At 71.7% G+C, this 24062-nt stretch carries 23 protein-coding genes and 6 pseudogenes; 14 read left to right on the top strand and 15 right to left on the bottom strand.

Features of this window, described 5'->3' with window-relative positions:
* The first annotated feature begins 51 nt into the window (after positions 1 to 51).
* Entirely contained in the window at positions 52 to 966 is a 915-nt protein-coding gene (locus QQY66_RS00140) for an NAD(P)H-binding protein (protein WP_301976969.1), read from the top strand.
* Between the two features lie 150 nt (positions 967 to 1116).
* Here QQY66_RS00140 and QQY66_RS00135 read toward each other — a convergent pair whose 3' ends face one another.
* The gene (locus QQY66_RS00135) at positions 1117 to 2106 is read right to left on the bottom strand and encodes a ScbA/BarX family gamma-butyrolactone biosynthesis protein (RefSeq protein WP_301976968.1); all 990 of its coding nucleotides are present in this window, start codon (positions 2104 to 2106) and stop codon (positions 1117 to 1119) included.
* 335 nt (positions 2107 to 2441) lie between these two features.
* On the opposite strand from QQY66_RS00135, the gene QQY66_RS00130 reads away from it, so the two are divergent.
* From QQY66_RS00130 to QQY66_RS00110, 5 genes are all read left to right on the top strand, one after another.
* Positions 2442 to 2630: an acyl-CoA carboxylase epsilon subunit gene (locus QQY66_RS00130; protein WP_301976967.1), complete on the top strand. Its 189-nt coding sequence runs from the start codon at positions 2442 to 2444 to the stop codon at positions 2628 to 2630.
* 139 nt (positions 2631 to 2769) lie between these two features.
* Positions 2770 to 4356 (top strand): acyl-CoA carboxylase subunit beta, encoded by a 1587-nt coding sequence (locus QQY66_RS00125; RefSeq protein ID WP_301987078.1) that lies wholly within the window; start codon positions 2770 to 2772, stop codon positions 4354 to 4356.
* A 74-nt stretch (positions 4357 to 4430) separates the two neighbouring features.
* Positions 4431 to 5120 carry a ScbR family autoregulator-binding transcription factor gene (locus tag QQY66_RS00120; RefSeq protein WP_301976966.1) on the top strand — a complete coding sequence of 230 codons (690 nt, stop codon included), beginning with the start codon at positions 4431 to 4433 and terminating at the stop codon, positions 5118 to 5120.
* A 265-nt stretch (positions 5121 to 5385) separates the two neighbouring features.
* Positions 5386 to 6228, top strand: coding sequence for an AfsR/SARP family transcriptional regulator (locus QQY66_RS00115; protein WP_301976965.1), 843 nt, complete (start codon positions 5386 to 5388; stop codon positions 6226 to 6228).
* Between the two features lie 800 nt (positions 6229 to 7028).
* The gene (locus tag QQY66_RS00110; RefSeq protein WP_301976964.1) at positions 7029 to 7850 is read left to right on the top strand and encodes an AfsR/SARP family transcriptional regulator; all 822 of its coding nucleotides are present in this window, start codon (positions 7029 to 7031) and stop codon (positions 7848 to 7850) included.
* A 557-nt stretch (positions 7851 to 8407) separates the two neighbouring features.
* On the opposite strand, the pseudogene QQY66_RS00105 reads toward QQY66_RS00110, so the two are convergent.
* Positions 8408 to 9074: pseudogene (locus QQY66_RS00105) on the bottom strand ((Fe-S)-binding protein); the annotation flags it as partial.
* Complete coding sequence (locus QQY66_RS00100) at positions 9064 to 9276, bottom strand: hypothetical protein (protein ID WP_301976963.1); 213 nt, start codon at positions 9274 to 9276, stop codon at positions 9064 to 9066. The pseudogene QQY66_RS00105 and the gene QQY66_RS00100, both read right to left, overlap by 11 nt.
* Before the next feature lie 432 nt (positions 9277 to 9708).
* Between QQY66_RS00100 and QQY66_RS00095 the strand changes: the two genes are divergently transcribed.
* The 7 genes and pseudogenes from QQY66_RS00095 to QQY66_RS00065 all read left to right on the top strand — a co-directional run bounded on the left by QQY66_RS00095 (position 9709) and on the right by QQY66_RS00065 (position 16055).
* Complete coding sequence (locus QQY66_RS00095; protein WP_301976962.1) at positions 9709 to 9975, top strand: hypothetical protein; 267 nt, start codon at positions 9709 to 9711, stop codon at positions 9973 to 9975.
* Entirely contained in the window at positions 9957 to 10460 is a 504-nt protein-coding gene (locus QQY66_RS00090; RefSeq protein ID WP_301976961.1) for a thioesterase II family protein, read from the top strand. Before QQY66_RS00095 ends, QQY66_RS00090 begins: the two co-directional genes overlap by 19 nt.
* A gap of 188 nt (positions 10461 to 10648) precedes the next feature.
* Entirely contained in the window at positions 10649 to 11602 is a 954-nt protein-coding gene (locus QQY66_RS00085; protein WP_301976960.1) for an aromatase/cyclase, read from the top strand.
* Between the two features lie 170 nt (positions 11603 to 11772).
* A pseudogene (locus QQY66_RS00080) lies at positions 11773 to 12105 on the top strand (sec-independent translocase); the annotation flags it as partial.
* 957 nt (positions 12106 to 13062) lie between these two features.
* Positions 13063 to 13935 (top strand): hypothetical protein, encoded by an 873-nt coding sequence (locus tag QQY66_RS00075; RefSeq protein ID WP_301976959.1) that lies wholly within the window; start codon positions 13063 to 13065, stop codon positions 13933 to 13935.
* Positions 13936 to 14479: 544 nt separating this feature from the next.
* Positions 14480 to 15736 (top strand): condensation domain-containing protein, encoded by a 1257-nt coding sequence (locus tag QQY66_RS00070; protein ID WP_301976958.1) that lies wholly within the window; start codon positions 14480 to 14482, stop codon positions 15734 to 15736.
* 73 nt (positions 15737 to 15809) lie between these two features.
* The gene (locus tag QQY66_RS00065) at positions 15810 to 16055 is read left to right on the top strand and encodes a hypothetical protein (RefSeq protein WP_301976957.1); all 246 of its coding nucleotides are present in this window, start codon (positions 15810 to 15812) and stop codon (positions 16053 to 16055) included.
* A 952-nt stretch (positions 16056 to 17007) separates the two neighbouring features.
* On the opposite strand, the pseudogene QQY66_RS00060 reads toward QQY66_RS00065, so the two are convergent.
* The 6 genes and pseudogenes from QQY66_RS00060 to QQY66_RS00035 form a co-directional block, all read right to left on the bottom strand.
* Positions 17008 to 17599: pseudogene (locus QQY66_RS00060) on the bottom strand (malonic semialdehyde reductase); the annotation flags it as partial.
* Positions 17600 to 18001: 402 nt separating this feature from the next.
* Positions 18002 to 18247 (bottom strand): hypothetical protein, encoded by a 246-nt coding sequence (locus QQY66_RS00055; RefSeq protein WP_301976956.1) that lies wholly within the window; start codon positions 18245 to 18247, stop codon positions 18002 to 18004.
* 10 nt (positions 18248 to 18257) lie between these two features.
* Complete coding sequence (locus tag QQY66_RS00050) at positions 18258 to 18611, bottom strand: twin-arginine translocase subunit TatC (RefSeq protein ID WP_301976955.1); 354 nt, start codon at positions 18609 to 18611, stop codon at positions 18258 to 18260.
* On the bottom strand, positions 18512 to 18847 hold the full coding sequence (locus tag QQY66_RS00045; RefSeq protein WP_301987076.1) for a hypothetical protein: 336 nt from the start codon (positions 18845 to 18847) through the stop codon (positions 18512 to 18514). Before QQY66_RS00045 ends, QQY66_RS00050 begins: the two co-directional genes overlap by 100 nt.
* Positions 18848 to 18997: 150 nt before the next feature.
* Positions 18998 to 19281, bottom strand: a pseudogene (gene tatA, locus QQY66_RS00040) (Sec-independent protein translocase subunit TatA).
* 139 nt (positions 19282 to 19420) lie between these two features.
* Positions 19421 to 20457: pseudogene (locus tag QQY66_RS00035) on the bottom strand (3-oxoacyl-ACP synthase III family protein).
* A 252-nt stretch (positions 20458 to 20709) separates the two neighbouring features.
* Between QQY66_RS00035 and QQY66_RS00030 the strand changes: the two are divergent.
* Positions 20710 to 20850, top strand: a complete 141-nt coding sequence (locus QQY66_RS00030; protein WP_301976954.1) for a hypothetical protein — start codon at positions 20710 to 20712, stop codon at positions 20848 to 20850.
* 21 nt (positions 20851 to 20871) lie between these two features.
* Here the strand turns inward: QQY66_RS00030 and QQY66_RS00025 are convergent, their stop codons facing one another.
* The 6 genes and pseudogenes from QQY66_RS00025 to QQY66_RS50135 all read right to left on the bottom strand — a co-directional run.
* Entirely contained in the window at positions 20872 to 21759 is an 888-nt protein-coding gene (locus tag QQY66_RS00025; protein ID WP_301976953.1) for a hydroxymethylglutaryl-CoA synthase, read from the bottom strand.
* Positions 21760 to 21856: 97 nt separating this feature from the next.
* A complete protein-coding gene (locus tag QQY66_RS00020; RefSeq protein ID WP_301987075.1) occupies positions 21857 to 22072 on the bottom strand; it encodes a hypothetical protein in 216 nt (71 codons plus the stop codon).
* Complete coding sequence (locus QQY66_RS00015; protein ID WP_301976952.1) at positions 21994 to 22521, bottom strand: hypothetical protein; 528 nt, start codon at positions 22519 to 22521, stop codon at positions 21994 to 21996. Before QQY66_RS00015 ends, QQY66_RS00020 begins: the two co-directional genes overlap by 79 nt.
* Positions 22491 to 22673, bottom strand: coding sequence for a hypothetical protein (locus tag QQY66_RS00010; RefSeq protein WP_301976951.1), 183 nt, complete (start codon positions 22671 to 22673; stop codon positions 22491 to 22493). The genes QQY66_RS00015 and QQY66_RS00010 overlap by 31 nt, the downstream gene beginning before the upstream one ends.
* A gap of 678 nt (positions 22674 to 23351) precedes the next feature.
* Positions 23352 to 23708, bottom strand: coding sequence for a hypothetical protein (locus QQY66_RS50140; protein WP_367666945.1), 357 nt, complete (start codon positions 23706 to 23708; stop codon positions 23352 to 23354).
* Positions 23705 to 24062 (bottom strand): annotated as a pseudogene (locus tag QQY66_RS50135) (hypothetical protein); the annotation flags it as partial. The pseudogene QQY66_RS50135 and the gene QQY66_RS50140, both read right to left, overlap by 4 nt.

Below are 24062 nucleotides of genomic sequence, written 5' to 3'. Positions count from 1 at the left end.
GCAGGCAGGCGGGCATGCGGGCAGGCATGCGGGTGGGTGGGGAGGGGTGTGATGATTCTCGTGACGGGGGCCACCGGGACGGTGGGCCGGGAGGTGGTCCGGCTGCTGGGGGCGGATGTGGGCGTTCGTGTCATGGCCCGGGATCCGGCACGGGTGAGGGGGGCGTCTGAGACTGCGGAGATAGTTGCGGGGGACTACAGGGATCCGCGGTCGCTTGGCCGGGCTCTGGCGGGGGTTCGCACGGCGTTCCTGGTGACCGGTGATGTCGCCGGCGGTGACGATGTCCGGTTCATTCGTGCTGCGCAGATGGCCGGTGTCGGGCGGGTGGTGAAGCTCTCGGCGGCCGCTGTTGTTGACCGCTGTGCCGATGACCTGGTCACCCGGTGGCAGCGTGCCGGTGAGGAGGTGTTGTGTGCCTCGGGTCTTCAGTGGACTGTGCTGCGTCCGCGCGCGTTCATGTCCAATACGCTGTCCTGGGCGCGGTCCGTGCGCTGCGAAGGCGTGGTCCGGGCGCTGTATGGGTCGTCTGTCAATGCCTGCGTGGATCCCCGGGACGTCGCGGAGGTGGCCGTGCGCGTCCTGACCGAGGACGGGCACGCGGGAGGGGCCTACACGCTGACCGGGCCGGAGGCGCTCAGTGCGGCTCAGCAGGTGGATCAGCTCGGCCGGCTGCTCGGGGTGCCGTTGCGCTTGGAGGAACTGAGCCCGGGCCAGGCGCGCCTCGCGCTGGGCCGGCGCTATCCGGTGCCGGTCGTCGAGGCGCTGCTGCAGAGCGCGGAACGTCAGCGGGCGGGAGCCAAGGCGCAGGTTCAGGACACGGTGCGCGCGGTGACCGGCCGCCCGGCCAGAACCTTCCGTGTCTGGGCGAAGGACCATCTGGCGGCGTTCGTGCCCGGCGCGGCGGATGAGGCGGGGCAGTCGCCGCGCCGGGCGGGTCATGGCACGGGCCGCTGGCTCACTGGGTGAGGCAGGCCATGGTGACGGTGGAGCGGGTCACGAGCCGTGCCGGAACTTTCGGTGTCTGGGCGATGGGCCGTGTGGCGGTGTTCGCGTCCGGCGCGGCGGATGAGGCGGGGCGGCCGCCGCGCCGGGCGGGTCATGGCACGGGCCGCTGGCTCACTGGGTGAGGGGGGCCATGGTGACGGTGGAGCGGAACACGAGCTGCCCTTCCTGGTGTCCGGTCACGAGCACGGACTGCGGCCGGTCCGTGTCCGTGCCGGGCGCAGGGCGCGCTTCGATCAGGCAGGGCGTGTGCAGTTCGGCGTAGCGCTTGAACTCGCTGGTGATGTCCAGGGGGATGACCGGGCGCCCCGCGGTGGCGGCGGTGGCCTGGCGGGCGGCCTCGAGCAGCACCATGCCCGGTACGTGGTCGGTGGGGTGGTCGAAGAGGACGGGGTGGCGGGTGTCGACCCTGAGCTGCCAGGAGTTGGGCTGCCCGATGGGGGACAGGACGACGTCCATGGGGGAGACCCGGCCGACGTCCTGGGGTGCTATCGGGGCGGTGAGGGGCAGCGCGGGCCGCCCCCCGTCCAGCTGCTGGGTGCGCAGGCGGTTGTATGTCGCCGGCTGCACACAGGTGAAGTCGGCGCGTCCCGTTGCGGCGATGTGAGGGCCCCGGCGGATGGTGACGTTGTAGTGGAACCCTGCCAGGTTGCCGCGGCGCCACTTGACGTCGTGGCAGGTGATGTCCAGCTCGAGCGAGGCGGGTGCGCTGCCGACCCGCAGGTGCGCGGGCCGGACGTCGATCGCGAGGTCCCACATGAGGAAGTGGTGGCCGAGCGGGACGCCGTACTCGGTGTGCGCCAGGAGGATGCCGGCCTGGCGGATCGTTTCGGCAGCGATCAGCGGGTCGTGGCAGTCGTCCACGTTGACGAAGAAGCTGTGTCCGCGGGGCCACTGGGCCTCGACGCAGAAATGATCGTCGTCCATGCGCGCCCAGTCGGTCAGCATGACCTCGGCGACGCTCGCGCGGTGGACGAATTCCTTGGGGACCGTGGTGGTCAGGGACCGGTGGGGCAGGGCACCGGTCCCGGTAAGGGCCGTGTCGCTCCCGGTGTGTGCCGCGCTGCGTATCGCGCGGTTCCTGTGGAACGTGCTCGCAGACATGATTCCCCCTGAGCCGCTGTGGCTTGAATGTAAGTGGCAGAGCCCTCAGGAGAGCGAAGATACATACCACCCGGTTTAATTTCTAGAAGGAACGCGGCACTCCGCCCGGCGCGAAAAGGAGCGGCGCATTCCCCGATGTGCGGGTGATCGCCTGGCGGCCTGTGGCCCGCCCGGGACCCGCAGGTCGTCCCCGCACGCCGGGCCGTGTGACGGCTGGTGTCTGCCGGGGCGGGTCAGGGGCGGCCCGCCGGCGCACCTCAAGTGATCTCAAAGCCATTCTTGAGCGGCCTGCCCGACCGTGTCCCTAAGGCCCGAGGTGAAGGGGGAGCGGTCGGATGGACGGGAGGGAAGTCCTGATCAGGGTGGAGCGGGGCCGGCCCGACGAGGCGGAACTGGCCGCCGTGGTCGCGGTGCTGCTCGCCGTGCGGGCGCCCGCACGCCAGGCGCCCGGGCAGCCGCCGGTCGCCGGGATGCGGTGGTGGCGCACGCCGGACGCCTACGCGGCGCCCGACGGCTGGCACTGAGGCCGGGGGCCGGCGCTGAGGCCGGCGGCGGCCCCCGCAATACGTACAATAGAAACCGCGCGTGCGGTTTGTTATTATGCTGTCACGATCCGGGACGGGGCCTGAACGGTCTTGTCCCAGGAAGGCACCTGACATGGCGATGACGACTGCCCTGGCACCGGCCGGACCGGGGCCCACCGATATCCGCGGGCGGGTGGCGGAACTGCACGGCATCCGTGAGCAGGCGCTGGCCGGTCCCGGTGGGAAGGCGACCGCGGCGCAGCACGCCAAGGGCAAGCTGACCGCGCGGGAGCGGATCGGGCTGCTGCTGGACGCGGGTTCCTTCCGGGAGGTCGAGCAGCTGCGCCGGCACCGGGCGACCGGTTTCGGGCTGGAGATGAACAAGCCGTACACGGACGGTGTGATCACCGGCTGGGGGACGGTCCAGGGCCGTACGGTCTTCGTGTACGCGCACGACTTCCGCATCTTCGGCGGTGCGCTGGGCGAGGCCCACGCCACGAAGATCCACAAGATCATGGACATGGCGCTTGCCACCGGGGCGCCGCTGGTGTCGCTGAACGACGGCGCGGGGGCCCGTATCCAGGAGGGTGTCTCGGCGCTTGCCGGGTACGGCGGCATCTTCCAGCGCAACACCAGGGCTTCGGGTGTGATCCCGCAGATCTCGGTGGTGCTGGGCCCGTGCGCGGGCGGCGCGGCCTACAGCCCGGCGCTGACCGACTTCGTGTTCATGGTCCGTGAGACCTCGCAGATGTTCATCACCGGCCCGGACGTGGTCAAGACGGTGACCGGTGAGGAGATCACGCAGAACGGCCTGGGCGGCGCGGACGTGCACGCCGAGACCTCCGGTGTGGCCCACTTCGCCTACGACGACGAGGAGACGTGCCTGGCGGAGGTGCGCTACCTGCTGTCGATGCTCCCGCAGAACAACCGGGAGGCCCCGCCGAGGGCGCTGGGCGGTGACCGGGCCGAGAGGCGCTCGGAGGTGCTGCTGGACCTGGTGCCGGCCGACGGCAACCGGCCCTACGACATGGCCGCCGTCATCGAGGAGATCGTCGACGACGGCGAGTACCTCGAGGTCCACGAGCGCTGGGCCCGCAACATCATCTGCGCGCTGGCCCGGCTGGACGGCCAGGTCGTCGGCATCGTCGCCAACCAGCCGCAGTCCCTGGCCGGGGTCCTGGACATCGAGGCGTCGCAGAAGGCCGCACGCTTCGTCCAGATGTGCGACGCCTTCAACATCGCGCTCGTCACCCTGCTGGACGTCCCCGGATTCCTGCCCGGCGTCGGCCAGGAGCACGGCGGGATCATCCGGCACGGCGCGAAGCTGCTGTACGCCTACTGCAACGCGACCGTGCCGCGGATCTCGCTGATCCTGCGCAAGGCCTACGGCGGCGCGTACATCGTGATGGACTCGGCGTCCACCGGCGCCGACCTGACCTACGCCTGGCCGACCAACGAGATCGCCGTGATGGGCGCCGAGGGCGCGGCGGGCGTCATCTTCCGCCGGCAGATCGCCGAGGCGGAAGACCCCGAGGCCATGCGGCACAAGATGGTCAAGGAGTACAGGACCGAGCTCATGCACCCCTACTACGCGGCCGAGCGCGGCCTGGTCGACGACGTCATCGACCCGGCCGCCACCCGCGAGGTCCTCATCCGCTCCCTGGCCATGCTCCGCAGCAAGCACGCCGACCTGCCCTCCCGCAAGCACGGCAATCCCCCGCAGTAGCACCACGCCCACGGGACGCGGGACGCCGGTGCGGCGGCGGCCCCCGGTCTCCCGCTCTGTGTAGGAGAGTGCACATGGTCAAACAGGAGCGAGCGGTGCGCACCCGGCACGCGCTGATCCAGGCCGCGGCCGCGGTGTTCGCCGAGGAAGGCTTCGTCACCGCCTCGCTGAGCACCATCAGCGGCCGGGCCGGTGTCAGCAACGGTGCGCTGCACTTCCACTTCGCCAGCAAGAACAGGCTCGCCGAAGCGGTCCGGGCCCAGGCCGCCGAGGCCCTCGGGCGGATCACCGAGACGGCGCGGGCCCGCCACGGCGACTCCCTGCAGACGGTGGTGGACGCCACGCACGAGCTGATGGACAGCCTCGCCCGCGACATCGTGGTCCGCGGCGGCTTCGAACTCGCCGGCGACGCCGCGCGCCGGGGCGGGCCCTCCCTGCGCAGGCAGTGGCAGCGCTGGGTGGAGGACAGCCTGCGCCGGGCCGAGCGCAGCGGCGCCCTGGCCCAAGGGGTGTCCGCCGCGGACGGCGCCCGCGTCATCGTCGCCGCGACCGCGGGCTTCGAGATCCTCGGCGGCGAGGACGTCTCCTGGCTCTCCCGCCGCAGCGTCACCCGCTTCTGGGAGGTCCTGCTGCCGCTGCTCGCCGGCCGGCAGAACCTGGACGGGCTGGTGTGCGCGGGCTCGAACCTGCTGACCGCCGTCCCCCCGCAGGAGCAGTCCGCGCGGGCCAGCCCCCCAAATTTGCATACCAAGAGGTCTGTTTAAGACCTGGGCCTCAGTTGCATCTTCCCCGCTACCCCTTGAGGATCCCTCAAGGATGCCCCGCGAACGCCTTGAGTTCCACTGGAGATCGAGCATCCGGCCTGCTCGGGGGACGCATGACCTCGACTCGGAGCGGAAGAGATACAGGATGCGCGGTTTGATATTGACATACCGCACGTGCTGTTTTTAGTCTTGGCAGGGAGCCGGACTGGCCTTTGCTGGCGGCCACGGACTGACCGGAGCTCGTGCATAAGACAGGGGAGATCGCGTGGACATCAAGGTACTGGGCGCACTGGCCGTCACGGAGAACGGCGTCTCCATCACGCCGACGGCCCCCAAGCCGCGCCAGGTTCTGGCTCTGCTGGCACTGCACGCCGACCGGGTGGTGCCCGTCTCCGCCCTCATCGAGGAGCTGTGGGGCCTCACCCCGCCGCGCAGCGCCCGCACCACCCTGCAGACCTACGTCCTGCAGCTGCGGGAACTCATCGCCGTGGCCCTGGAGCAGGACGGCCACGGCGGTGCGGACGGACCCGGCGCACCGCGCACCGCCAAGGACGTGCTGGTGACGATGCCCGGCGGCTATCTGCTGGCCAGCGGCGGCGGACCCAGTGACGTCCGCCTGTTCGAGCGTCTTGCGGGCATGGGATACCGGGCCATGGACGCGGGTGACTTCCCCGGCGCCGCACGCCAGCTGCGCGAAGCGCTCACGCTGTGGTCCGGCACCGCCTTCGCGGACGTGCAGGTCGGGGAGCAGCTGGAGACGGAGATCAAGCGTCTTGAGGAGAGCCGGCTGTGCGCTCTTGACCAGCGTATCGAGGCCGATCTGCGGCTGGGACGCCACCGTGAACTGCTGGCCGAGCTGACGGTTTTGGTGAACCGTTACCGCACGCACGAGAGCCTGCACGGCCAGTTCATGCTCGCGCTGTACCGCTCGGGGCGGCGCGGAGAGGCCCTGGAGGCCTATCAGCGGCTGCGTGCCACGCTCGTACGCGACCTCGGTCTGGAGCCGTCCGCGGGGCTGCAGCGCCTGCAGCGGTCCGTCCTGACGGCCAGCCCCGAGTCCACGGCGGCACCTCACGCGGCCAAGGAGCGGCTCGTGTCGACGAGCTGAGTGCCCGCGCCCGCCCCCGGGGGCCTGCGCGCAGCGGGTGGCACCCGGTGGCCGGCGCCCCGGAACGCGGCAGGCGCCGGCCCCCGAGGCCGCCGAGCCGTCCACGCCGCCCTGATCCGCGGGCGCGCCGCCGCCCCTGGTGCACGGCCCGAACACGCCGGGCGCCCCTGGGGGATCCGGCAGTGGCCCGGCAGCGCGGCCCGCACGGACCGTACGCCGGCTCTCCCGCCACGGCCGCCACCGTCTGCGCCGTCACGGCCCTGAGCGCGCAGAAGGACACCGCAGCCCGCCCCGCCCTGCCCCGGCCCGGCCCGCCCGCCTTGCCGCCGGTGCCGTCCCCCGGCCGCCGAAGCCGCGGTGCACACCGTGGCCGGCTTTCGCCGCCCTGCCCCCGGACGGCCGGCCCTCCCGCCGCCCGGGCCGCTGATCACGCATCCGGGCCCTCCCCCCACCGGCTGCGCCGGAGCCGCGCGCTTCCCCTGACGCGGGGACAGACGGCACCCGTCCCCGCCGGGCATGCCCGGCGGGCGGAGCGGCCGGGTTCCCGCATTTCGGTTTCTCTGCAGCAAAACTCCACGGGAGCGGGGACCGGAAAGAGTATTCCGTGATACGCCGGACGCGTCCGGTGCCAGGAGGCGTCCGCTATTCCTGAGCGGATCAATTGTGCGGATCCAGGTGTTCCGCTGAAACATCCTCGAGCTCTGGTCGAAGAAAGGAGGGTGTGGCGCGATTTTGGCTAGTGTGCTGACGGTGACGGAATTCAGCCATGAGAGGAACTCGGCGAGCTACGGAGGAAAGCAGTGAAGATTCAGGTTCTGGGTCCGTTGAGTGCCGAGGTCAATGGGGGATCGATTGTCCCGACGGCCGGTAAGCCGCGGCAGATTCTTTCCCTGCTGGCCCTCTACCCGGGACGGGTGATGCCCGTTCCCATGCTCATGGAGGAAATCTGGGGAACCGAGCCGCCGCAGAGCGCGCTCACCACGCTGCAGACCTACATCCTCCAACTGCGCCGGCGCCTGGGCACCGCGATGGGGCCCGACGCCCCCGGCACGGCCAAGGAAGTGCTGGCCACCCGCCACGGCGGCTATCTGCTGCAGATACCGGCCGAGAGCGTCGACGTGCACGAGTACGAACGCATGGTCACCGAAGGCAGGTCGGCTTTCGAGACCGGGGACGACGCGACCTCGGCCGCCCGTTTCCGGCAGGCGCTGGAGCTGTGGCGCGGCCCCGCGCTGGTCGACGTACGGGTCGGACCGATCCTCGGGATCGAGGTCATGCGCCTGGAGGAGAGCCGGCTCGGCACCGTCGAGCGGCGGATCGACGCCGATCTGCGGCTCGGCCGGCACGCCGAACTCATCGCGGAACTCGCCGAGCTGACGGCGCGCTACCCGCAGCACGAAGGGCTGCACTCGCAGGCCATGGTGGCCATGTACCGGTCGGGGCGGCAGGCATCGGCCCTCGCCGTCTACCGGCAGCTGCGCAACCGGCTGATCGACGAACTGGGCGTCGAGCCCTCGCCGCAGGTGCAGCGGCTGCACCAGGCCATGCTGGCCGTCGACCCGCAACTGGACGTCGTCGCCGGAGTGCGGCGCAGCTCGACCTTCGATCTTTACGCCGCCTGAGGCCGGCCGGAGCGGGGGCCTGCGCCGTCCTCAGTGCCTATGGGTGAGCCCGGATTCTGAGAGGCCTGGTGGCCTGAGCCCGGTGGGAATTTGCGAGGAGGCCGGGCGTGTGTGCCCGGGGCTGCGGCCGGCGGCTGCAGCCCGGCCACACGCTCTGACACCCTGCATGGCCCGGCAGTGTGGGCGCGCGCACTGTCCACGTCCCGAGCCGGCGCGGCCCTTTTGCCGCCCGGGGCGGCGGGCCACCTGCAGGGCGGGTGAGCCGTGCGCGAGGCGGTGCACCGCCAGGTTTCGAACGGGCCACCACCGCACCCGCGGATTCCCCGGGCGGGAGGGGGCACTGCCCGAAGGCTGCGGTCATCTTCTCGGCCCTACCGACCGCAGGAGCATCGGATACCGGCTCTGAACGGTGGAGCCGCCCGGTTCCGCGCTCGCTGCGTCCTGTGCAGGTCGTGTCTCGTTGTGCCGGGAACACGCCGCGGGCTGGTCCGCCTCGTGCCTCACGCAGCGTTCGTACCAGATGCCCGTGAGGCGTCAGTTGCGTCGTACGGCCGCTGTTACTTCACCGGCTCCGGCTCCGGCGTGCTCTGCGTCTTGGCCGAGTCCTGCGGATCGGCCGGGGTCTTCACGCAGTCCAGCAGGAGCTGGGCGACGTCGACGACCTGGATGGACTTCTTCGCCTTGCCGTCGTTCTTCTTGCCGTTGACGGAGTCGGTCAGCATCACGAGGCAGAACGGGCAGGCGGTGGACACGATGTCCGGGTTCACCGACAGCGCCTCGTCGACCCGCTCGTTGTTGATGCGCTTGCCGATGCGCTCCTCCATCCACATCCGCGCGCCGCCGGCGCCGCAGCAGAAGCCGCGCTCCTTGTGGCGGTGCATCTCCTCGTTGCGGATGCCGGGACGCTGGCGATGATCTCGCGCGGGGGCGTGTAGATCTTGTGACCGGGGTGATGGGGACCAGCCTGCCCGCATCCACGAGGTGCTGGAGCAGCTGGGTGTGGTGGATGACCTCGTAGTCGCCGCCGAGCTGCGGGTACTCGTTGCCGATCGTGTTCAGGCAGTGCGGGCAGGTGGCGACGATCTTCTTCGAGGACTTCGGCTTCTTGGTGCTCTCGTCCTCGTCGTCCTCGCCGAACGCCATGTTCAGCGCGGCCACGTTCTCCATGCCGAGCTCCTGGAACAGCGGCTCGTTGCCCAGGCGGCGGGCGGAGTCACCGGTGCAACCAGTGCGCCACACCGACGACGCCCCACCGGTTCATCCGGGTGTGGCCGAGGAACTCCTTCACCAGGGCCGCGCCGCGCCGGCAGGGGTGGTCGGTCCGGGTGCGGGCCGGCACCGGCTGTCCGAGCTTGAAGTACCGGATGAACTCGCCGATGGCGCGTGCGAACAGCGCCGAGCCGACGACGGCAAGGGAGGAGCGCAACAATGATCGCGGCGAGTTGCATGGGCGGGCTCCCCGTACCGGCGAGAACGGGCCTACTGGGCGGTAACTTGTGGGCTCGGTCGGAGAGTACCCACTTCGGACTCCGCAAGGTGGCCAGGCCGCGGTGATCGGTGTCGCGGGCCCCGCCCCGGCTGCGGCGGTTCCGGCAGCCCGGCTGCACGCCCCAAGGGCCTGCACGGCCAGGGGAGTTGCGGTGCGCAGCGGTGCGGTGCCCGCCGGGCCGGCAGGTCTGGCACCGCTGCGGGCTCCAGAGGCAATCGAGGGTCTTTCACCTTGCCCTGCACCCGGGGGCTGTGCGCGGCTGCTCGCCTTCGGGCGGGCCTCAGCCCGCTCTCCAGGGATGCTTGAGGCTGTCCGGCGATTCTCGAACCGCACCCCTGCGCCCCCAGGGGGGAGGCCAAGGAGGATGCCATGCCGGACGACCAGCCAGTGCGGCTGCACTGTTTCGCGCACTCCGCGGGGGGTGTCTCCGTCTTCGACGGCTGGGCGGAGCGTGCCGGACCCGGGGTGGAGGTCAGGGCGCTGTGCCTGCCGGGGGGTGAACGGCGGCGGTCCGAACCCCGGGTGACCACGCACGAGGCGCTGCTCGCCGATGTGCTGCCCAGTTCACCGACCCGTGCTCGGGCCCCTACGTCCTGTACGGGCACGGTCTGGGCGCCATGGTCGCCCTCACCGTGACGCGCGCCCTGCACGAGGCGGGGATGCCCGGCCCCGCGCTCCTTGCCGTCAGTGCCTGCCCGCCGCCCCACGTGCCCTGCGCGCTGGCGGATGTCCGCGGGGCGAGTGATGCCGAAGTGCTGCACATCCTGGGCGGCAACGGCGCCGTGCCGCCCGGCAGCGACGAAGGGATCTGGCTGCGGGCCATGCTGCCGGTGCTCCGCGCCGACCTGGAGCTGGCAAAGGCCCTGGAAGAGGCGGCCCGCACCCCCTCGTCCAGGGGTCCGCTGAGCACACCGGTCCTCGTCCTCGCCTCGCAGGCGAACCCGCTTGCGCCGCCTGCGATCACCGACGGCTGGTGGCAGTGGACCGAGGGGCCCGTCCGCTCGCGCACCGTCCCCGGACGTCACTTCTTCGTACGCGGCGGCCGTGAACTGCCGCGGCTGCTGGGCCGGGCCTGCCGCGTCGCCGGCCGCCTCGCCCGCGAGCGCGTGCCCGTCGGCTGAGCCCGCGCTCCGGCCACCCGGTGCGGGCAGGAGCGCCTGCGCCCTCGGAATCACAGTGCGATGCACGTCAGCCGGCGGATACGGGGGCAGCGCTTCACCCGCTCATGCTCCAGCGGTTTTCATCCGGCCGTCCGAATTCTGTTCGCGTCCCCGTCCCGTCCGCGTAAGGCAAGGAGAGAGGTGTCCAGATGTCTGCTGAGCTCGCGGACAAGACCGCGCACACGGTGCACGTGTCCGCACCCGCCGGTGTGGTCTACGCGCTGATTACCGACGCGGCGAAGTGGCCGCTCTACTTCTCCCCGGTCATCCATGTGGAGCAGCTGGACTTCGACGGCGAACGGGGGTGGCTGAGGATGTGGTCCCTCATGGACGGCCTGCTGAAATCGTGGACCTCGTGGCGGCACCTGGACCCGGTGCAGCGCCGCGTGGACTTCCGGCAGGAACTGCCCGCGTCCCCGTTCGACTCGATGGGCGGCACCTTGAACGTGCGTTCGCAGGGCCCGCACCGTACCGAGCTGGAACTGCTGTACGACTACAGCATCACCGGGGACCGGCCCGATGACGTGGCGTGGGCGCAGCGGGCCACCGGCGGCAACAGCCGCGCCCAGCTCGCCGACGTGAAGGCCTTCGCCGAGCGGTGGACGCGCCTGGACGAACTGGTCCTGTCCTTCGAGGACTCGGTGCGCATCCACGGCCCGGCCGAGCTGGTCTACGACTTTCTCTACCGGGCCGGGGCCTGGCCCGAACTGGTCCCGCACGTCACCCGGGTCGACCTCGCCGAGGACGCGCCCGGAGTGCAGCGCATGACCGTACAGACGCTGACCGAGTCCGGTTCGCACAGCGCCGAGTCGGTGCGGATCTGCTTCCCGCACGCGGGCCGCATCGTCTACAAGGAGACCGCGACCTCCCCCCTGCTGGGGGCACACACCGGCGAATGGTCCGTCGTCCCGGACGAGACGGGGGTGACCGTCCTCGCGCAGCACAGCGTCGTGCTGCGCGAGGAGAACATCACCGCCGTGCTGGGCGAGCAGGCGGGCCTGGCACACGCCCGCTGGCATGTGCGCCAGACCCTCGGCCGAAACTGCCGGGCCCTGCTGGCCCTGGCCAAGCAGCACGCGGAAAGCGCCGTCCGCATGCTGTGACCGCGGCCGGGCGCGGGCGGCCGCGCCCAAAAGCAGCCCTGCGCACGGGAAACGGCAGCGGTGTGCTGCGGGAATCCTTGGAAAGGAGTCGAGCCGCGGCACAAAGGAAAGCAGTGCCTCGCCGGGCACCCCGTACCGTGGTTTTTGCCCGGACATGGCGAGGAGCTGCAATGTTCAATGACATAGGCGCGCTTGAGCTGGTGATGCTCGCGATTCTTGCCGTGCTCATCTTCGGCCCGGACAAGCTGCCGAAGGTAATTCAGGACGCGGCCCGGATCATCCGGAAGGTCCGTGCCTTCTCGGACCAGGCCCAGCAGGACATCCGCGAGGAACTCGGCCCCGAGTTCAAGGACGTCAACTTCGAGGACCTGAATCCCAAGACGTTCATCCGCAAGCAGCTGGGCGACGACGAACTGGGGCTCAAGGAGATCCGTAACGGCTTCGACCTGCGCACACAAGCGGCAGAAGTCGCCGACGCGGTGAACGGCCAGGAGAGCGAGTCGCCCCGCAGGCCCGGACCCCCCTCGCCGCCGTAGCCGCCACCTGAACGTCCCCGCCCCGCCCCCCCTTTTTGAGGCAACGCCCCTTGGCCGGGCGCTCGGCCCGCCTGGGCCCGGCGCGGCTGGGCCCGGCGCCCCGGCTGGTGTGGTCACGGGCCCTGCCCTGGGGCACCGCTCGGCCCCCGCTGCACACCCGCTTGGGAAAACGAACGCCGACGCGTGCCCGGCAACTCACGCGTGCTTAGCCCGACCGTTGTGGACGTCCAGGCCAGGAGGCCGTCATGGGGGACAGGCACGACAGCCCGGCCCGGCCCACGCATACGCCGCCCTGCGCCGCCCGCGCCGCATCCACCCCTGCCAGCCCCGCCTGCCCGGGCCGGTGCGTGGCCTTCCACCGTGCCGCCGCCCCGGCCCCTGTACGGCGCGAGGGGACGTGATCCGTCCGCCGCCCCGGCCGGGCCGCCGCCGCCTGGCCCGGCGGCCGGGTCGTTCTAGGAGCCCGCACGTGCCCGTTCAGCGCCCGCAGAAAGGAGAGAGGGTACCCGGCCCTCGCGACGGACCGCACACCCCGGCCACCATGACTGTTCACCGTTGCCCCCACGCGCCGATCTCCGTGCTCGTCGCCCCCGGCCCCGCCCCGTACGCGAGCCGGTGGGACCTCGAGCTGCGCGGGCCGCTCGACCGTGCCGCCCTGGACCACATCCTGGGCGAGCTCAGCGCCGATGACCTGGATCGGCCGGTGCCGCAGCACCAGCTGCTGCGGCACGGCCCCGACCACCACACGCTGCGGTTGTGGGCGACGCAGGCAGGGCCCGCCGCCTTGGTTTCGGGCCGCCTCGCCGATCGGCTCACCGAGCCGCCGCCGGCCGCCGGCCACCCGCTGACCACCGCCCAGCGCGCGGTCCTCGCATCCGGCGCAGCGCACCGCTATGAGGCGGTGCTGCTCGCAACACGGACGCTGTGCCGGACGCGAGCGCGCTGCGCGAGGCCCTGGGTGCCGTCCTGGCCGCCCACCCTCAGCTGCGCTGCCCGCATCTGCGGCCCGGACGGCCGGCTCACCGCCCAGGCCCAGGACGGGGCGGCAGGTCACCAGGGTCGCCGCTGGTGGAGAGGGAGTTCACCAACGAGGCCGACTTCGGCGCGGCTGTGGACTTCACCGGCCGCACGCTCGACGCGCGCGCCGGCATCCAGCTGCGGGCGCTGCTCGCCAGGGACCGCCGTCCGGCCGGACCGCGTGCCGACCGGCTTGCCGTGGTCGCGCATGAGCTCGCCGTGGACGCCGCGTCCTGGCGCATCCTGCTCGACGACCTGGCCGCCGCCCTCGACGCGGTTGGTGCCGGACGTCCGGCGCGGCCGCAGCACCGGCCCGACGGCCTGGCCGACTGGATCGGCGAACTGCGGGAGCTGGCCCGTGACCCCGCCGAGGCGCGGCGCTGGAGCCTGGTCGCCGGGCGCAGGCAGCGGGCGGGCGTTTCCCGCCGGCCCGCCCCGCCGGCCAGGCCGGGCGATGCGCCCGACGCCGCCCCGGCGCCCGCCCGCACGGCCGGGCTTGGGGAGGCCCGCCGCACCGGGTTCGTCCTGGACGAGGACCACACCGAGCGGATCGTCCAGGTCCTGGCCCGGCGGCTCGCGCTGACCCCCGCACAGGTGCTGACCGGCGTGTTCGCCCTCGCCCTTGCCCGCTGGCAGGGATCCGATGAGGTCAGCTTCGACGTACGCAGCGACCCCCGCAGCGGCCGGCGGAGCCTACGACACCCGCGTGGGCCGGCTCACCCGACCCCTACCCGGTCCATCTCACACCGGACCAAGGCCTCGACCCGCTTCGCCAACTGACCGCTCTGGCCGGCCCCTTGGCCGACTGCGCGGGCGGCGCCCGGGCGGCGCGACTTCGGAGCCTGCCGCGAGTGGAGCCCCGATCCGCTGCTCGCGGCGCCGGCTGCGCGCAACTGCCGCCCGCCCGGACGTGTCTGACCGTGCCCGGCCCCCGGCGAACTGCTGCCCGGCTCCGCCCGCCCCGCGCGCGCCGGCGCGCCGGGCCGGCCCCTGCACCGTGTCGAGGCCGGGGCCCAGCTCGCCGACGGCCGGCTGCACATCACTCTCGACTGGGCCACCGCCCCGGCCCACGGCGTCACCGACACATCGGTGGCCGCCCTCAAGGACCTGCTGCAGGATCTGCTGGCAGAACTGGCCGACGAGCCCGCCACCCCGGCTCCGCTCGTCTTGCGGGCCACCCCCCAGCAGTCGGCGCTGTACACGGGCGGCGAGGGACGGCCCGGCACCGGACGCCGATGTCGAGCAGCTCGTATGGCTCTGGCACGGCCCGCTCGACGCCGGCCGCTTCGCCGCAGCCTGGCAGTCGGTCTTCGACCGCGAGACGGTGCTGCGCACCGCGTTCACCGGCGGCGGCGAACCGCTGCTCGTGGTGCACGACCGGGTCACGCCCGAGATCACCCGCCGGGCCATCAGCGACGACGACTGGCACCCCTTCCTCGAGCGGGACCGGCTGCGCGGCTTCGACCTGCACTGCCCCGCACTGCTGCGCCTCACCCTGCTGGAGGCGCAGCGGACCCCGCCCGCCCCCGCCATCGCCCCCACCCCGGATCCTGGTCAGCACCACCGGGCCCTGCTCGACACCTGGAGCGCGCACATCCTGCTGCGCGGCTCTACCGCGCCTATCTCGCCGGCGGCGTCCTGCCCGGCGGTGAGCGCCGCCCCGACCTGCGCGACTACACGGCCTGGGTCGCGGCCCAGAACCCGGAGCCCGCCCGCGGGTTCTGGGCGCGCAGCGCGCCCCCCGACGGTGCGGCCTCGGCGGCCCGGCCGGCCCGCCGCCACCGGCCTGACCGGCGCCGGCCGCGCCCGGCTCCGCCTGGATCCCGCCGACACCGCCCGCCTCGCCCGCTGGGCCGGCACCTGGGGCACGGCCGAGAGCAGCGTGCTGCAGGCCGTCTGGGCCATGCTGATCTACTGGGCCTCCGGCGCCACCAAAGCGGCCCCCGTCTGCTTCGCGGTGACGGTGTCGGGACGCGGCATACCGCTGGACGGCGCGGCCCGGATACCGGGGCCGCTGCACAACCCGCTCCCCATGACCGTCGAGGTGGACCCGGCGGGCACCGTGCCGCGTCTGCTGCGGCAACTGCGCGACCGCGCCATGGAGATGTCCGCATACGAATGGGTACCCGCCGACTGGATCCGCGCCTGGAGCCACAGCAGCGTGGACGCCGACACCGTCATCGCCTTCGAGGATCCGCCCCATCCGGTGGAAGGCCTGGAGGCCGAACTCGCCGCCCACGGTCTGCGGGCCGAGTTCCCGGCATCCTGCCCGCCCACCTCCGTGCTCCCCGTCGGGCTGCTGGCCCACCACGACAGCGCGGGCGGCCTGGTCCTCACGGAGGTACACAACCGGGCCCAGCTCGGGGAGGAGGCGGCCGGCGCGCTGCTGGCGCACAGTGCCCTGCTGCTGCGTGAACTTCCCCTGTGGGCGGACGAGTCCACCACGGTCGAAGAAGCCCTGCAGTTCCTTGAGGGCAGCACCGTACCCCTCATGGCCGACGCCTTCAGGGACGGCCAGGACACCCCCTTGGTCACCCTGCGCGCGGCGCGCCAGGACCAGGCGGGGGACGATCTGCCCTGATACCGCCGCCGGGCGCCCCCCGACCTGCTACGACCTGCTGGCCCACGCCTATCCGGGCCCCCAGGAACTGCTGGTGCTCCCCGCCGAAGCCGACCCTGACGGCGCACAGCCCGCCCTCACCGCGCTCGGCAGGGACCAATCCCTGCTGCTCGGCGGATTCTCCGAAGCCGGCGCCCGCGCCTGTGACATCGCCCGGCGCATCGCGGCGGACGGCGGCCGCCCGCCGCGGGTGGTACTCGCCGGTGCGACGGCAGACGAGTGGGAGCGGGCCCGCGATCTGGCCGGAGCCCTGAAGGCCGCCACCGAAGGGGCCATCTGACGCCGACGGCGCGAGGGGCACCCCGGGGGGGCGGCCCCGCACGCGTGCCCGACGGCCGCGGCTGCGGGGCAGCCGCACCCCGGGGTGCGCCCGGTGCCCGCCGGGGCGCTGCCTGCCCGCCGTTTTCCCCACCGCTCCTCAAGCGTTTTCCCCACCGCTTTTCGAGCGTTTTTCGTGTGACGTTGTGCAGGGTGGCTGATGCACGGGCGGCCCCCGCCCGGTTGCCGGACTCGTCCGCAGGAGCTCTGAGCCGTCGGGAGCCTCATGCACGGCGCCGGCGTCACGGCCGGCGGCCGTACAAGCCCGGCCGCCACCCCACGTGAGCCGGCCGGACAGGAGGATCGGATGTACGACACGCAGAAGAGGGCAGCAGGATGCCCAACGAGCGGATGGATCTTTCCCTGCCGCACGTCCCGCCGCTCCGGCTTGCCGGAATCGACGAAGACGACACCTTGGGAGCCCCACGTCGTGCGCGGTGTGCGACTGATTGCCAGGACGGCCCGGGCGGCGAGGCGAGTCGCTGCGGCCCGGGCATCCTCGACCGAGGTGCGAGTGGACCTTGACAGCCTGCGAAGACAGCCGCGAGCGAAGGTGCAGGGAGCGGTCATGAAACGGTTGTTGCGTCGCGGCCGGCAGGCGATGGCGGACCATTGCCTGCGCCCGCTGTGGCGGTCCCTGGTGACCTCCGGGGCCATCCACGCCGGCCCCGAGGCGTATGACGCGGCGGGCGGCCCCTCTTCGGCCTCGTGCACTCCAGGATCCCTTCGCACACGCCCGGGCAAGGCCCGCCCGCCCCGCCCACCCCGCGCAGCGATTGCGCGCGGACCTGCCGCTCTCGAGGACGGAGCGGCAGCTCGCCCGTGAGCTGTGGCCGGACGTACCGCGCCGGACGGCGGGTCTTTGACGGCAGCCGACCACCGGCCGGGCCGGCCGGTCCAGACGGTGGTGATGGCACCTCGTCGATGTCCAGCCGCGGGGAGCGCGGCACCCAGGCGTCCGGGCCCGGCTTGCCGATGTTGACGAGGACACTGCAGGCGGGGCCATGGCTGCGCGGCCGAGGAAGTCCTTCTGCACGCCGGCGAAGTCGAAACCCTGGCCATCGGGCCGGCGGCCAGGCCGGCGGAGCGGACGCCCATGATGAAGTACGCGGCCTGCAGGGCGCCGTTGACCAGGGCGGACCGCTCGCGGACCGGGCGCTCGGCGTAGAGCATGTCCTTGACCTGCTGGGCAAGTGTGGGAGCAGCTTGGGCAGCTCCTCGTGGAACTCGTTGTCCACGGAGAGGATCGCGACCAGCGGGGCAGTGGCGGTCGTCGCGCGGTTGGCCCTGGCCATGTGCTGCGCCAGGGCGGCCGCGGGCCTCTGGCGGGAGCGGACCGAGGGCGATGCGCAGCGGGGCCTGGTTGAAGGCGGTCGGGCCGTACTTGACCAAGTCGTAGATCGCCTGGACCTGCTGCTCGGTCACCGGCTCGTCGGTGAACGTGTTGGCGGTTCTGGCCTCCCGGAACAGGAGGTTCTGGGCGGTGGTGCCAAGGACAAGCGACATGGCTGCAACCTTTGTGTCAGGGGCGGTGGACCAGCGTGCGGGCACTGCGCGGAGCATGCCTGTGTCTCCCGGGAACCCCCGGTCGTGCGTGATCGCTCTCACCGTGCGGCCCCGGTCGCTGAACGCGCCGGCCGGATTGCGAACGTGCCGGGGGCCGGCGGCGGCCGGCGCACGGGACGCGGCACGGCGAACCGTCCGATCCCGGCGAGCGCGGACGCCGGCGGGCAGGCGAGCTGTCCGAGCAGCATCCCGGGCGCAGCGACCAGCAGGTGCGGGGCGGACACGGCGGTGCAGGTCGTGACATGGCGGCCGCTGCGCAAGGCGTGACCCCTTTCGGCCGCCCGGGCCACGGGGCGGCCTTGCTTCGTCACCGCGGGGACTGCTGGTCACCGCCGCGGCCCGTCAGGTGATGTCGTCGTGGCCGTTCAGCCGCCGCTCCTGGTCCGGGCCGGCCTGCGCGGTGACGTGCGGTGCCGCGTACACCAGCTCGGCCGCGTCCACGTCCTGCGGGCAGAGGCCGAGGGGGGACGCTTCGTCGTCGCCCAGGCCGGCGTCGGGGTCGTTGCGGGCGCGGCGTCTGTCGTTGAGCAGGCAGATGACCAGCGCGATGACGCACAGGAGCGCGATCGGGGCGGCCAGCGACAGCATGGTCAGCGGGTCACCCGGTCGGCGTGGCGAACGCGGAGAACAGGGCGATGCCCATGAGCATGCCGCGCCACCAGCCGGCCAGCCGCTTCCCGGTCAGCACTTTGGTGATGTTGAGCAGCACGAGCAGCAGCGGCAGCTCGAAGGCGAGCCCGAAGACGATCACCATGCGGTCACCAGTTGCAGAGGTAGTCGTCGACCGGGAGCAGATTCTGGTGTCCTGGGGGGTGAAGCCCCAAAAGGACGGTCGCGGGTGTTGCGGAAGAATCACGTAGGCGAGCACGGCACCGCCGAGGAACAGCGGCACACCGGCGCCGACGAAGGCCAGCGCGTACTTCCTCTCACGGGTGTGCAGGCCGGGAGCCATGAAGGCCCACAGCTGGTAGAGCCAGATCGGCGATGCCGGCCCACGCCGGACATGAGCGAGACCTTGAGCGCGATCGAGAAGGGCGCGATGAGCCCGTTGACGGTCATGTCGGCGCACGGCACGCCACTCACCTGCCGGCGCGAGCGGTCCGCACAGCCCACGGAGTCCAGGATCGGCCTCAGCAGGAAGTGGATCAGTTCCTTGTAGAAGACAGCGGCGACGACCGTGACGACCAGGACGCCCAGGACCGACTTCAGCAGCCGGTTACGCAGCTCGCGCAGTGCTCCGCGAGGGGCATGCGCCCCTCGGCGTTCTTGTCCTGCTTGCGGGCAGTCTTGAGCACCCCACGTTCCTCCGTCTCGTGCGGCGGCCGTCGGAACGCGGCGTCAGCTGTGGATGGTGTGGCGCGGCTCGGTCACCGCACGGGAGCCCGTCGCGTCCTGGCGCGGCCTTCAGGGTGCGGGGCGCGGCCTGCCCGGCGGCCTCAGCGGGGTTGTGCGCCATCGCCGCCGCCTCGTCGTCCTTCTTCATCGCCTTGGCCTCGCTCTTGAGAATGCGAGCCGGACTTGCCGAGCGACCGGGCCATTTCCGGGAGCTTCTTCGCGCCGAAAAGCAGCGCGATGCGAGCAACTATCAGAACGATCTCCAGGGGCTTCAGATTGCCTGTCATGTGCCACTTCCTTCTTGCCGAAGCAGGATGTGTCGGTGGAGGTACCGGCCAAATGGAGCACGACGAGAGGAGAATATGATGCGAGGAAGGCCGTCGGGTGGCCGTGCAACTGTCTCTTGAGCCGTTTTCCAGGGCCTCTTCACCATTCGACCAGCGCGAAACTCGCCGCCATGCCCCCGCCGAAGCCGGCCAGGAGGATCAGCTCGCCCGGGCGGAAGGCGCCCGCGCGGGCGGCCGCGTCCAGGGTGATCGGGATGGAGGCGGCTCCCGTGTTGCCGTAGTGGGTCAGCGTGCGGTGCATGGTGGCGCGGGGCATGGCCAGGTCCGTGAGGACTTCGTCGAGCATGACGCCGTTGGCCTGGTGCGGGATGGTAGCGTGGCTGATGTCGGCGGGCTCAACACCGGCCTCGTGGAGGAATCCCTTGACCAGCTGCGGCAGCTGCTCCACGACGAAGCGGCGCACCTCCCGCCCCGTCCATCGCGAAGTACTGCAGGCCCGCGTCGAGGCCGGCCCGGTCCAGGGGCAGCCGGCTGCCGCCCGCGGGCACCTGGATCAGGCCCGAGAGGTCACCGAACGTGTGCAGCGCGACATGCCGCACGAGCGGGCCCTTCTCGGTCGTGCCCAGGACCATCGCGCCGGCGCCGTCCCCGAACAGCACGACCGTCTTGCGGTCGGCCGGGTTCAGGATGCGCGAGTACACGTCCGCGCCGATGACCAGCGCATAGCCGCCCCGCCGCAGGATCACGCTGCCGACCGCGGAGAGCGCGAACACCGTGCCGGAACACACCGCGTTGACGTCGAACGCCGCCATGCCGACGCCGAGGTTTTGCTGGACATAGGCCGCCGTGGGCGGCTGGGGCCGGTCCGGCGTGGACGTGGCGACCGCGATCACGGACAGCTGCTCGGCGGTGATGCCGGCCGACTCCATCGCGGCACGCGCCGCGGCCGTCGCCAGATCCGAGGTGGCCTGCCCGACGGCGGCCCAACGCCGCTGGCGGATCGCGGTCTTACGGGTGACCCAGGCGTCGTCCACCCCCGGCCGGCGCACCGACTTCGTCGTTGGAGACGACCCTTGGCGGCACGTAGGCGCCCGTACCGAGAATCCTGACATCGATGGCGCCGACGATCCGGTCCGGCCCATCAGGCACCGGACCGAGGTTCTTGACATCCCTCATGCGCGTGCCCTCCCCTTAATCCTTAATGGGTCTGTGAACACAGGTGTGAAAGGCCGGCAGGTATGCGGCCATGACTAAGACCGTTGCGCAGAACCCGCCGAGAAGGCTGCCCACGCAGCGCGACGGGGTACTCAAGGTGCTGCTAGCGCGTCTGGTAGAGGCGCTTGTGGCCGCTGACCCGGCCAGCCGGAAGGGCCCGGTGGTCTGTGCCTCGGTGGCGTGGTGGCCGCCGTCGGTCGGGAAGGACCGCGCGTGCAGCGCGCGGTAGCCGGCGTAGTCGACGGGCTTGCGCCGGGCGATCGCCTGGCGGTTCTGCCCGGTGCGCAGGTGCTCGCGGTAGCCGGCGACCACGGTGGCGGCGAAGAACTCGGCGACGCTGCGGACGATAGCTGAACAAGCCGACGGGCCGGCCGGTCAGGTCGTCTGCCTGGTCGAGCAGCGCGGCGAGGGCGAGGCCACCGACGCGGTGTAGCTGTTGCCGATCACGGTGTTGTAGGCCGTGGTGCGGGCGATGGCGCGCGCGATGTCGTCCTTGTCGGTGTCGTAGCCGCAGTAGTTCAGCAGGTGGCGGTGCGCCTTGTAGGCCATCGTGAACGGCTGGTGGTAGCAACGCGGCGAACTCCTCGAGCGTGCGGCCGCCCTGCTCCGCGTAGTCCTTCCAGGTGCCCTCGACGGCCTGCAGATACGCGTTTGATCGACTCCTGCCCGTCGACCAGCAGCATCCCGGTAGTTGGGCCGCCAGAAGTCCATGACGTCGGCGGTGAACAGGCCGGAGGGGTCCTCGATGCGCACCAGGGCGGGATCCGCGCCGACCGGCATGGCCACCGCCGCCGCGCCCTGGGTGGCCTCACCGGGGCTGTCCAGCTCGTACTTGGAGACGTCGCTGGCGATCACGAGGACCTGCTGCGCGGGATCACGCCGTACCAGGCCGATGGCGAACTGCAGGGCCGCCGTCGCCCCGTAGCAGGCCTGCTTCAGCTCCACGACCCGGGTCGCCGAGGGCAGCTGGAGCAGGGAATGGACGTACACACCGGCCGACTTCGCCTGGTCGATGGAGGACTCGGTGGCGAACACGACCGTGCGGATCCGGTCGCTGCCGTCCCGGGCGATGACGGGCGCAGCCGCCGCCGCCCCCATGGTCACGATGTCCTCGTCGGCGGCCGGAATCTTCATCAACTCCTGGCCGATGCCCACATGGTATTTGCCGATCTCGGTGCCGTTGTAGGCGGCCAGTGCCGTGTGCGGCAGGACGAACTCGGCTGTCGCGAACGACAGATCGTGTATTCCGATGGAGAGGGACATGCCTATGCACCTACCTTTACGGTCGTGTTGTCGCGTTCCAGCGCCACGTGCGCGCATGAGTTCACCGGGGTTCGTCTGGGCCGCGAGCAGCGAGAGTTCACAGCACGGTGGCCGCGGCGATGACGGCGAGCCGGCGCGCGTTCTCGCCGGGCGCACGCTTCGGCCCGGCAGCCGAGCCGGTCAGGTTCGTCTCCACGAAGGCGAGGCCCTTGCCGTTGCCGACGGAGCCCACGATCAGGTTGGGCAGCGTGCAGGAGAAATAGAGGTCGCCGCCGCGGTCCTCGGCCATGACGACGCCCTGCGAGCCTTCGATGATGTTGGCCGCGTCCTGGCCCGTGGCCAGGTAGAACGCGAGCAGCGTGTCGCGTAGTGGGCGTTCGCCGAGCGGATCCGCCGGCGAGCAGGGTGCCGAGCAGGTTCTTGCGGATGTTCAGCTCGACGATCTTCGCGGCCGTCGTGTGCAGGACGCCCTCCACCGCCTCCCACGGCGCCGAGCAGTTCCGTGACCACGTTCTTGCCGCGGCCGAGGATGCCGTTGATCGCGGTGGCCTTCTTGTCCGTGCAGTAGTTCCCGGAGATCGATCCGTAGGCGATGCCGGGAACGGTCTGCAGCAGGTGCCCCAGCAGCGCGTCGGACGCCAGCGTCGCCATGTTGTGCCCGGAGGCGTCGCCGGTGGAGAACTCGAACCGGATGAACAGCAGGTTGGCCGTGATCTCGTGCCGGATGCCGATCAGCTGGGCGAACCTGCTGCAGCCGCGCACCACCTCCGCTCGCGCAGCTCGTCGATGCGTGCCTCGATCATCCGCGCGGCGGTGTGCGCGGTCTGCGCGTTACTGGCCTCGACGAGCACCAAACGGGTCATCCGCTCGTCGACGAGGGTGGCGACGATGCCCTGCTCGGCCAGCCTGGACACCTCGCCCCCCGGCCCACGGAGGGCCACAGCGGCGACTCGTAGGTGGCCAGCGGCACGTGGGTCTCGGTGGTGGCGACGTTCCCGGAAATACGAAGGGGCCCCACCCACTTCATCGGGACCCCGGCTATCGCGTGTGCTTCGGTCATCGTGTGCTTCCCGTCATCTCGGTAAGGGCGTCGATGGAGCTGGAACGCTGGGCGAGCCGCCGTGTGTCGATGCCCCGGTCAGCGTGCGCAGGGTGCCGTGCAGCAGCAGGTCGCAGCGGGTGAGGTCGGCGGGGGTACGCGCGCCGAGCATGGTCTGCAGTGCCGCGAGCTGGTCGAGCCACCTTAGAGATCTGCGCGATCAGCGCAAAGACGTCGTGGTCGAGCAGGGTGCGCAGGAAGCCCCGGACGAGCCGACGGCAACGGCGCCGAGCGCCAGCGCGCGGGCGACGTCCGGGGGTGGCGCACCCCGGAGGCCAGGACGGGCCGGCCGGCATCGCTCGCGTCCAGCAGACAGGCGGCGGTGGACTGCCCCAGCCGTGCAGGAAGGCGTAGTCGGCGACTTCGCGGCGGCCGTTCTCGATGCGGGCGAAGTCCGTGCCGCCCCGGCCGCTGAGATCCGCCGCGCGCACCCCAGGTTCGCAAGCCGCAGAGGCGGTCTGCCCGACTAGCCCGTTGCCGACCTCCTTGACGATCACCGGGGACGTCGACGGACGCCGCGGATGCTTCTTCGATCTGCCCGGGCCAGGACGCGAACGACCGGTCGCCCTCCGGCATGGGCGTTTCCTGGGCGGTGTTGATGTGGATCCAGGGCGTTGGCCTGGAGCAGGTCGATGGCGCGCCGCGCGTTGTCGACCGAGCAGGTGGCATTAAGCATCGCCAGGACGAACCCGTGCGGGTTGTGCCGGCGCAGGACCCGGAAGGTGTCCGCGCAGCCGGGGTCCTTGAAGTAGGCGTGCATGGATCCCGACGCGATGGCCAGCCCCGTCTCCCGGGCGGCGGTGGCCAGATCCCGGTTGATGGCACCGGTCTTGACGCTGCCGCCGGTCATCGCGTTGATGTAGAGCGGCGCCTGCCAGGTGATGCGGCGAAGGTCGTGGCCAGGGACACCTCCGGCCGGTCGATGCCGGCCAGGGCGTGGTGGACGAACGACACCTCGTCGAACTGGTTGTGTCCGGTGTGAGCATGCTGCTGCTCCATGGCGAGCCGGACGTGGTCATCCTTGCGTGAAGCGCTCATTCCTCGTTCCCTTCCGGGGCGGGGCGCGTTCGGCAGGGGCAGCACCCCGGCCGCGGCCCACCGCCTGTGTACGTGCGCGATGTCGTGCGGGGCGCCCGGGTCCAGCAGGGCGATGCCGCAGTCGCCACCGCCTGCTCCGAGGGCTTGGCCGCGCCGCCGACGCCCT

The sequence above is a fragment of the Streptomyces sp. DG2A-72 genome, assembly GCF_030499575.1.
Taxonomy (GTDB): Bacteria; Actinomycetota; Actinomycetes; order Streptomycetales; family Streptomycetaceae; genus Streptomyces.
This window is presented reverse-complemented; position numbering and strand designations above follow the sequence as displayed.

Bases quoted from the DNA above. Each gene is read 5' to 3' on its own strand.
- QQY66_RS00140 (WP_301976969.1), top strand. From the start codon at position 52: ATGATTCTCGTGACGGGGGCCACCGGGACGGTGGGCCGGGAGGTGGTC.
- QQY66_RS00135 (WP_301976968.1), bottom strand. From the start codon at position 2,106: ATGTCTGCGAGCACGTTCCACAGGAACCGCGCGATACGCAGCGCGGCA.
- QQY66_RS00130 (WP_301976967.1), top strand. From the start codon at position 2,442: ATGGACGGGAGGGAAGTCCTGATCAGGGTGGAGCGGGGCCGGCCCGAC.
- QQY66_RS00125 (WP_301987078.1), top strand. From the start codon at position 2,770: ATGACGACTGCCCTGGCACCGGCCGGACCGGGGCCCACCGATATCCGC.
- QQY66_RS00120 (WP_301976966.1), top strand. From the start codon at position 4,431: ATGGTCAAACAGGAGCGAGCGGTGCGCACCCGGCACGCGCTGATCCAG.
- QQY66_RS00095 (WP_301976962.1), top strand. From the start codon at position 9,709: ATGCCGGACGACCAGCCAGTGCGGCTGCACTGTTTCGCGCACTCCGCG.
- QQY66_RS00090 (WP_301976961.1), top strand. From the start codon at position 9,957: ATGGTCGCCCTCACCGTGACGCGCGCCCTGCACGAGGCGGGGATGCCC.
- QQY66_RS00085 (WP_301976960.1), top strand. From the start codon at position 10,649: ATGTCTGCTGAGCTCGCGGACAAGACCGCGCACACGGTGCACGTGTCC.
- QQY66_RS00055 (WP_301976956.1), bottom strand. From the start codon at position 18,247: ATGCTGTCGCTGGCCGCCCCGATCGCGCTCCTGTGCGTCATCGCGCTG.
- QQY66_RS00050 (WP_301976955.1), bottom strand. From the start codon at position 18,611: ATGGCTCCCGGCCTGCACACCCGTGAGAGGAAGTACGCGCTGGCCTTC.
- QQY66_RS00025 (WP_301976953.1), bottom strand. From the start codon at position 21,759: ATGTCCCTCTCCATCGGAATACACGATCTGTCGTTCGCGACAGCCGAG.
- QQY66_RS50140 (WP_367666945.1), bottom strand. From the start codon at position 23,708: ATGACCGGCGGCAGCGTCAAGACCGGTGCCATCAACCGGGATCTGGCC.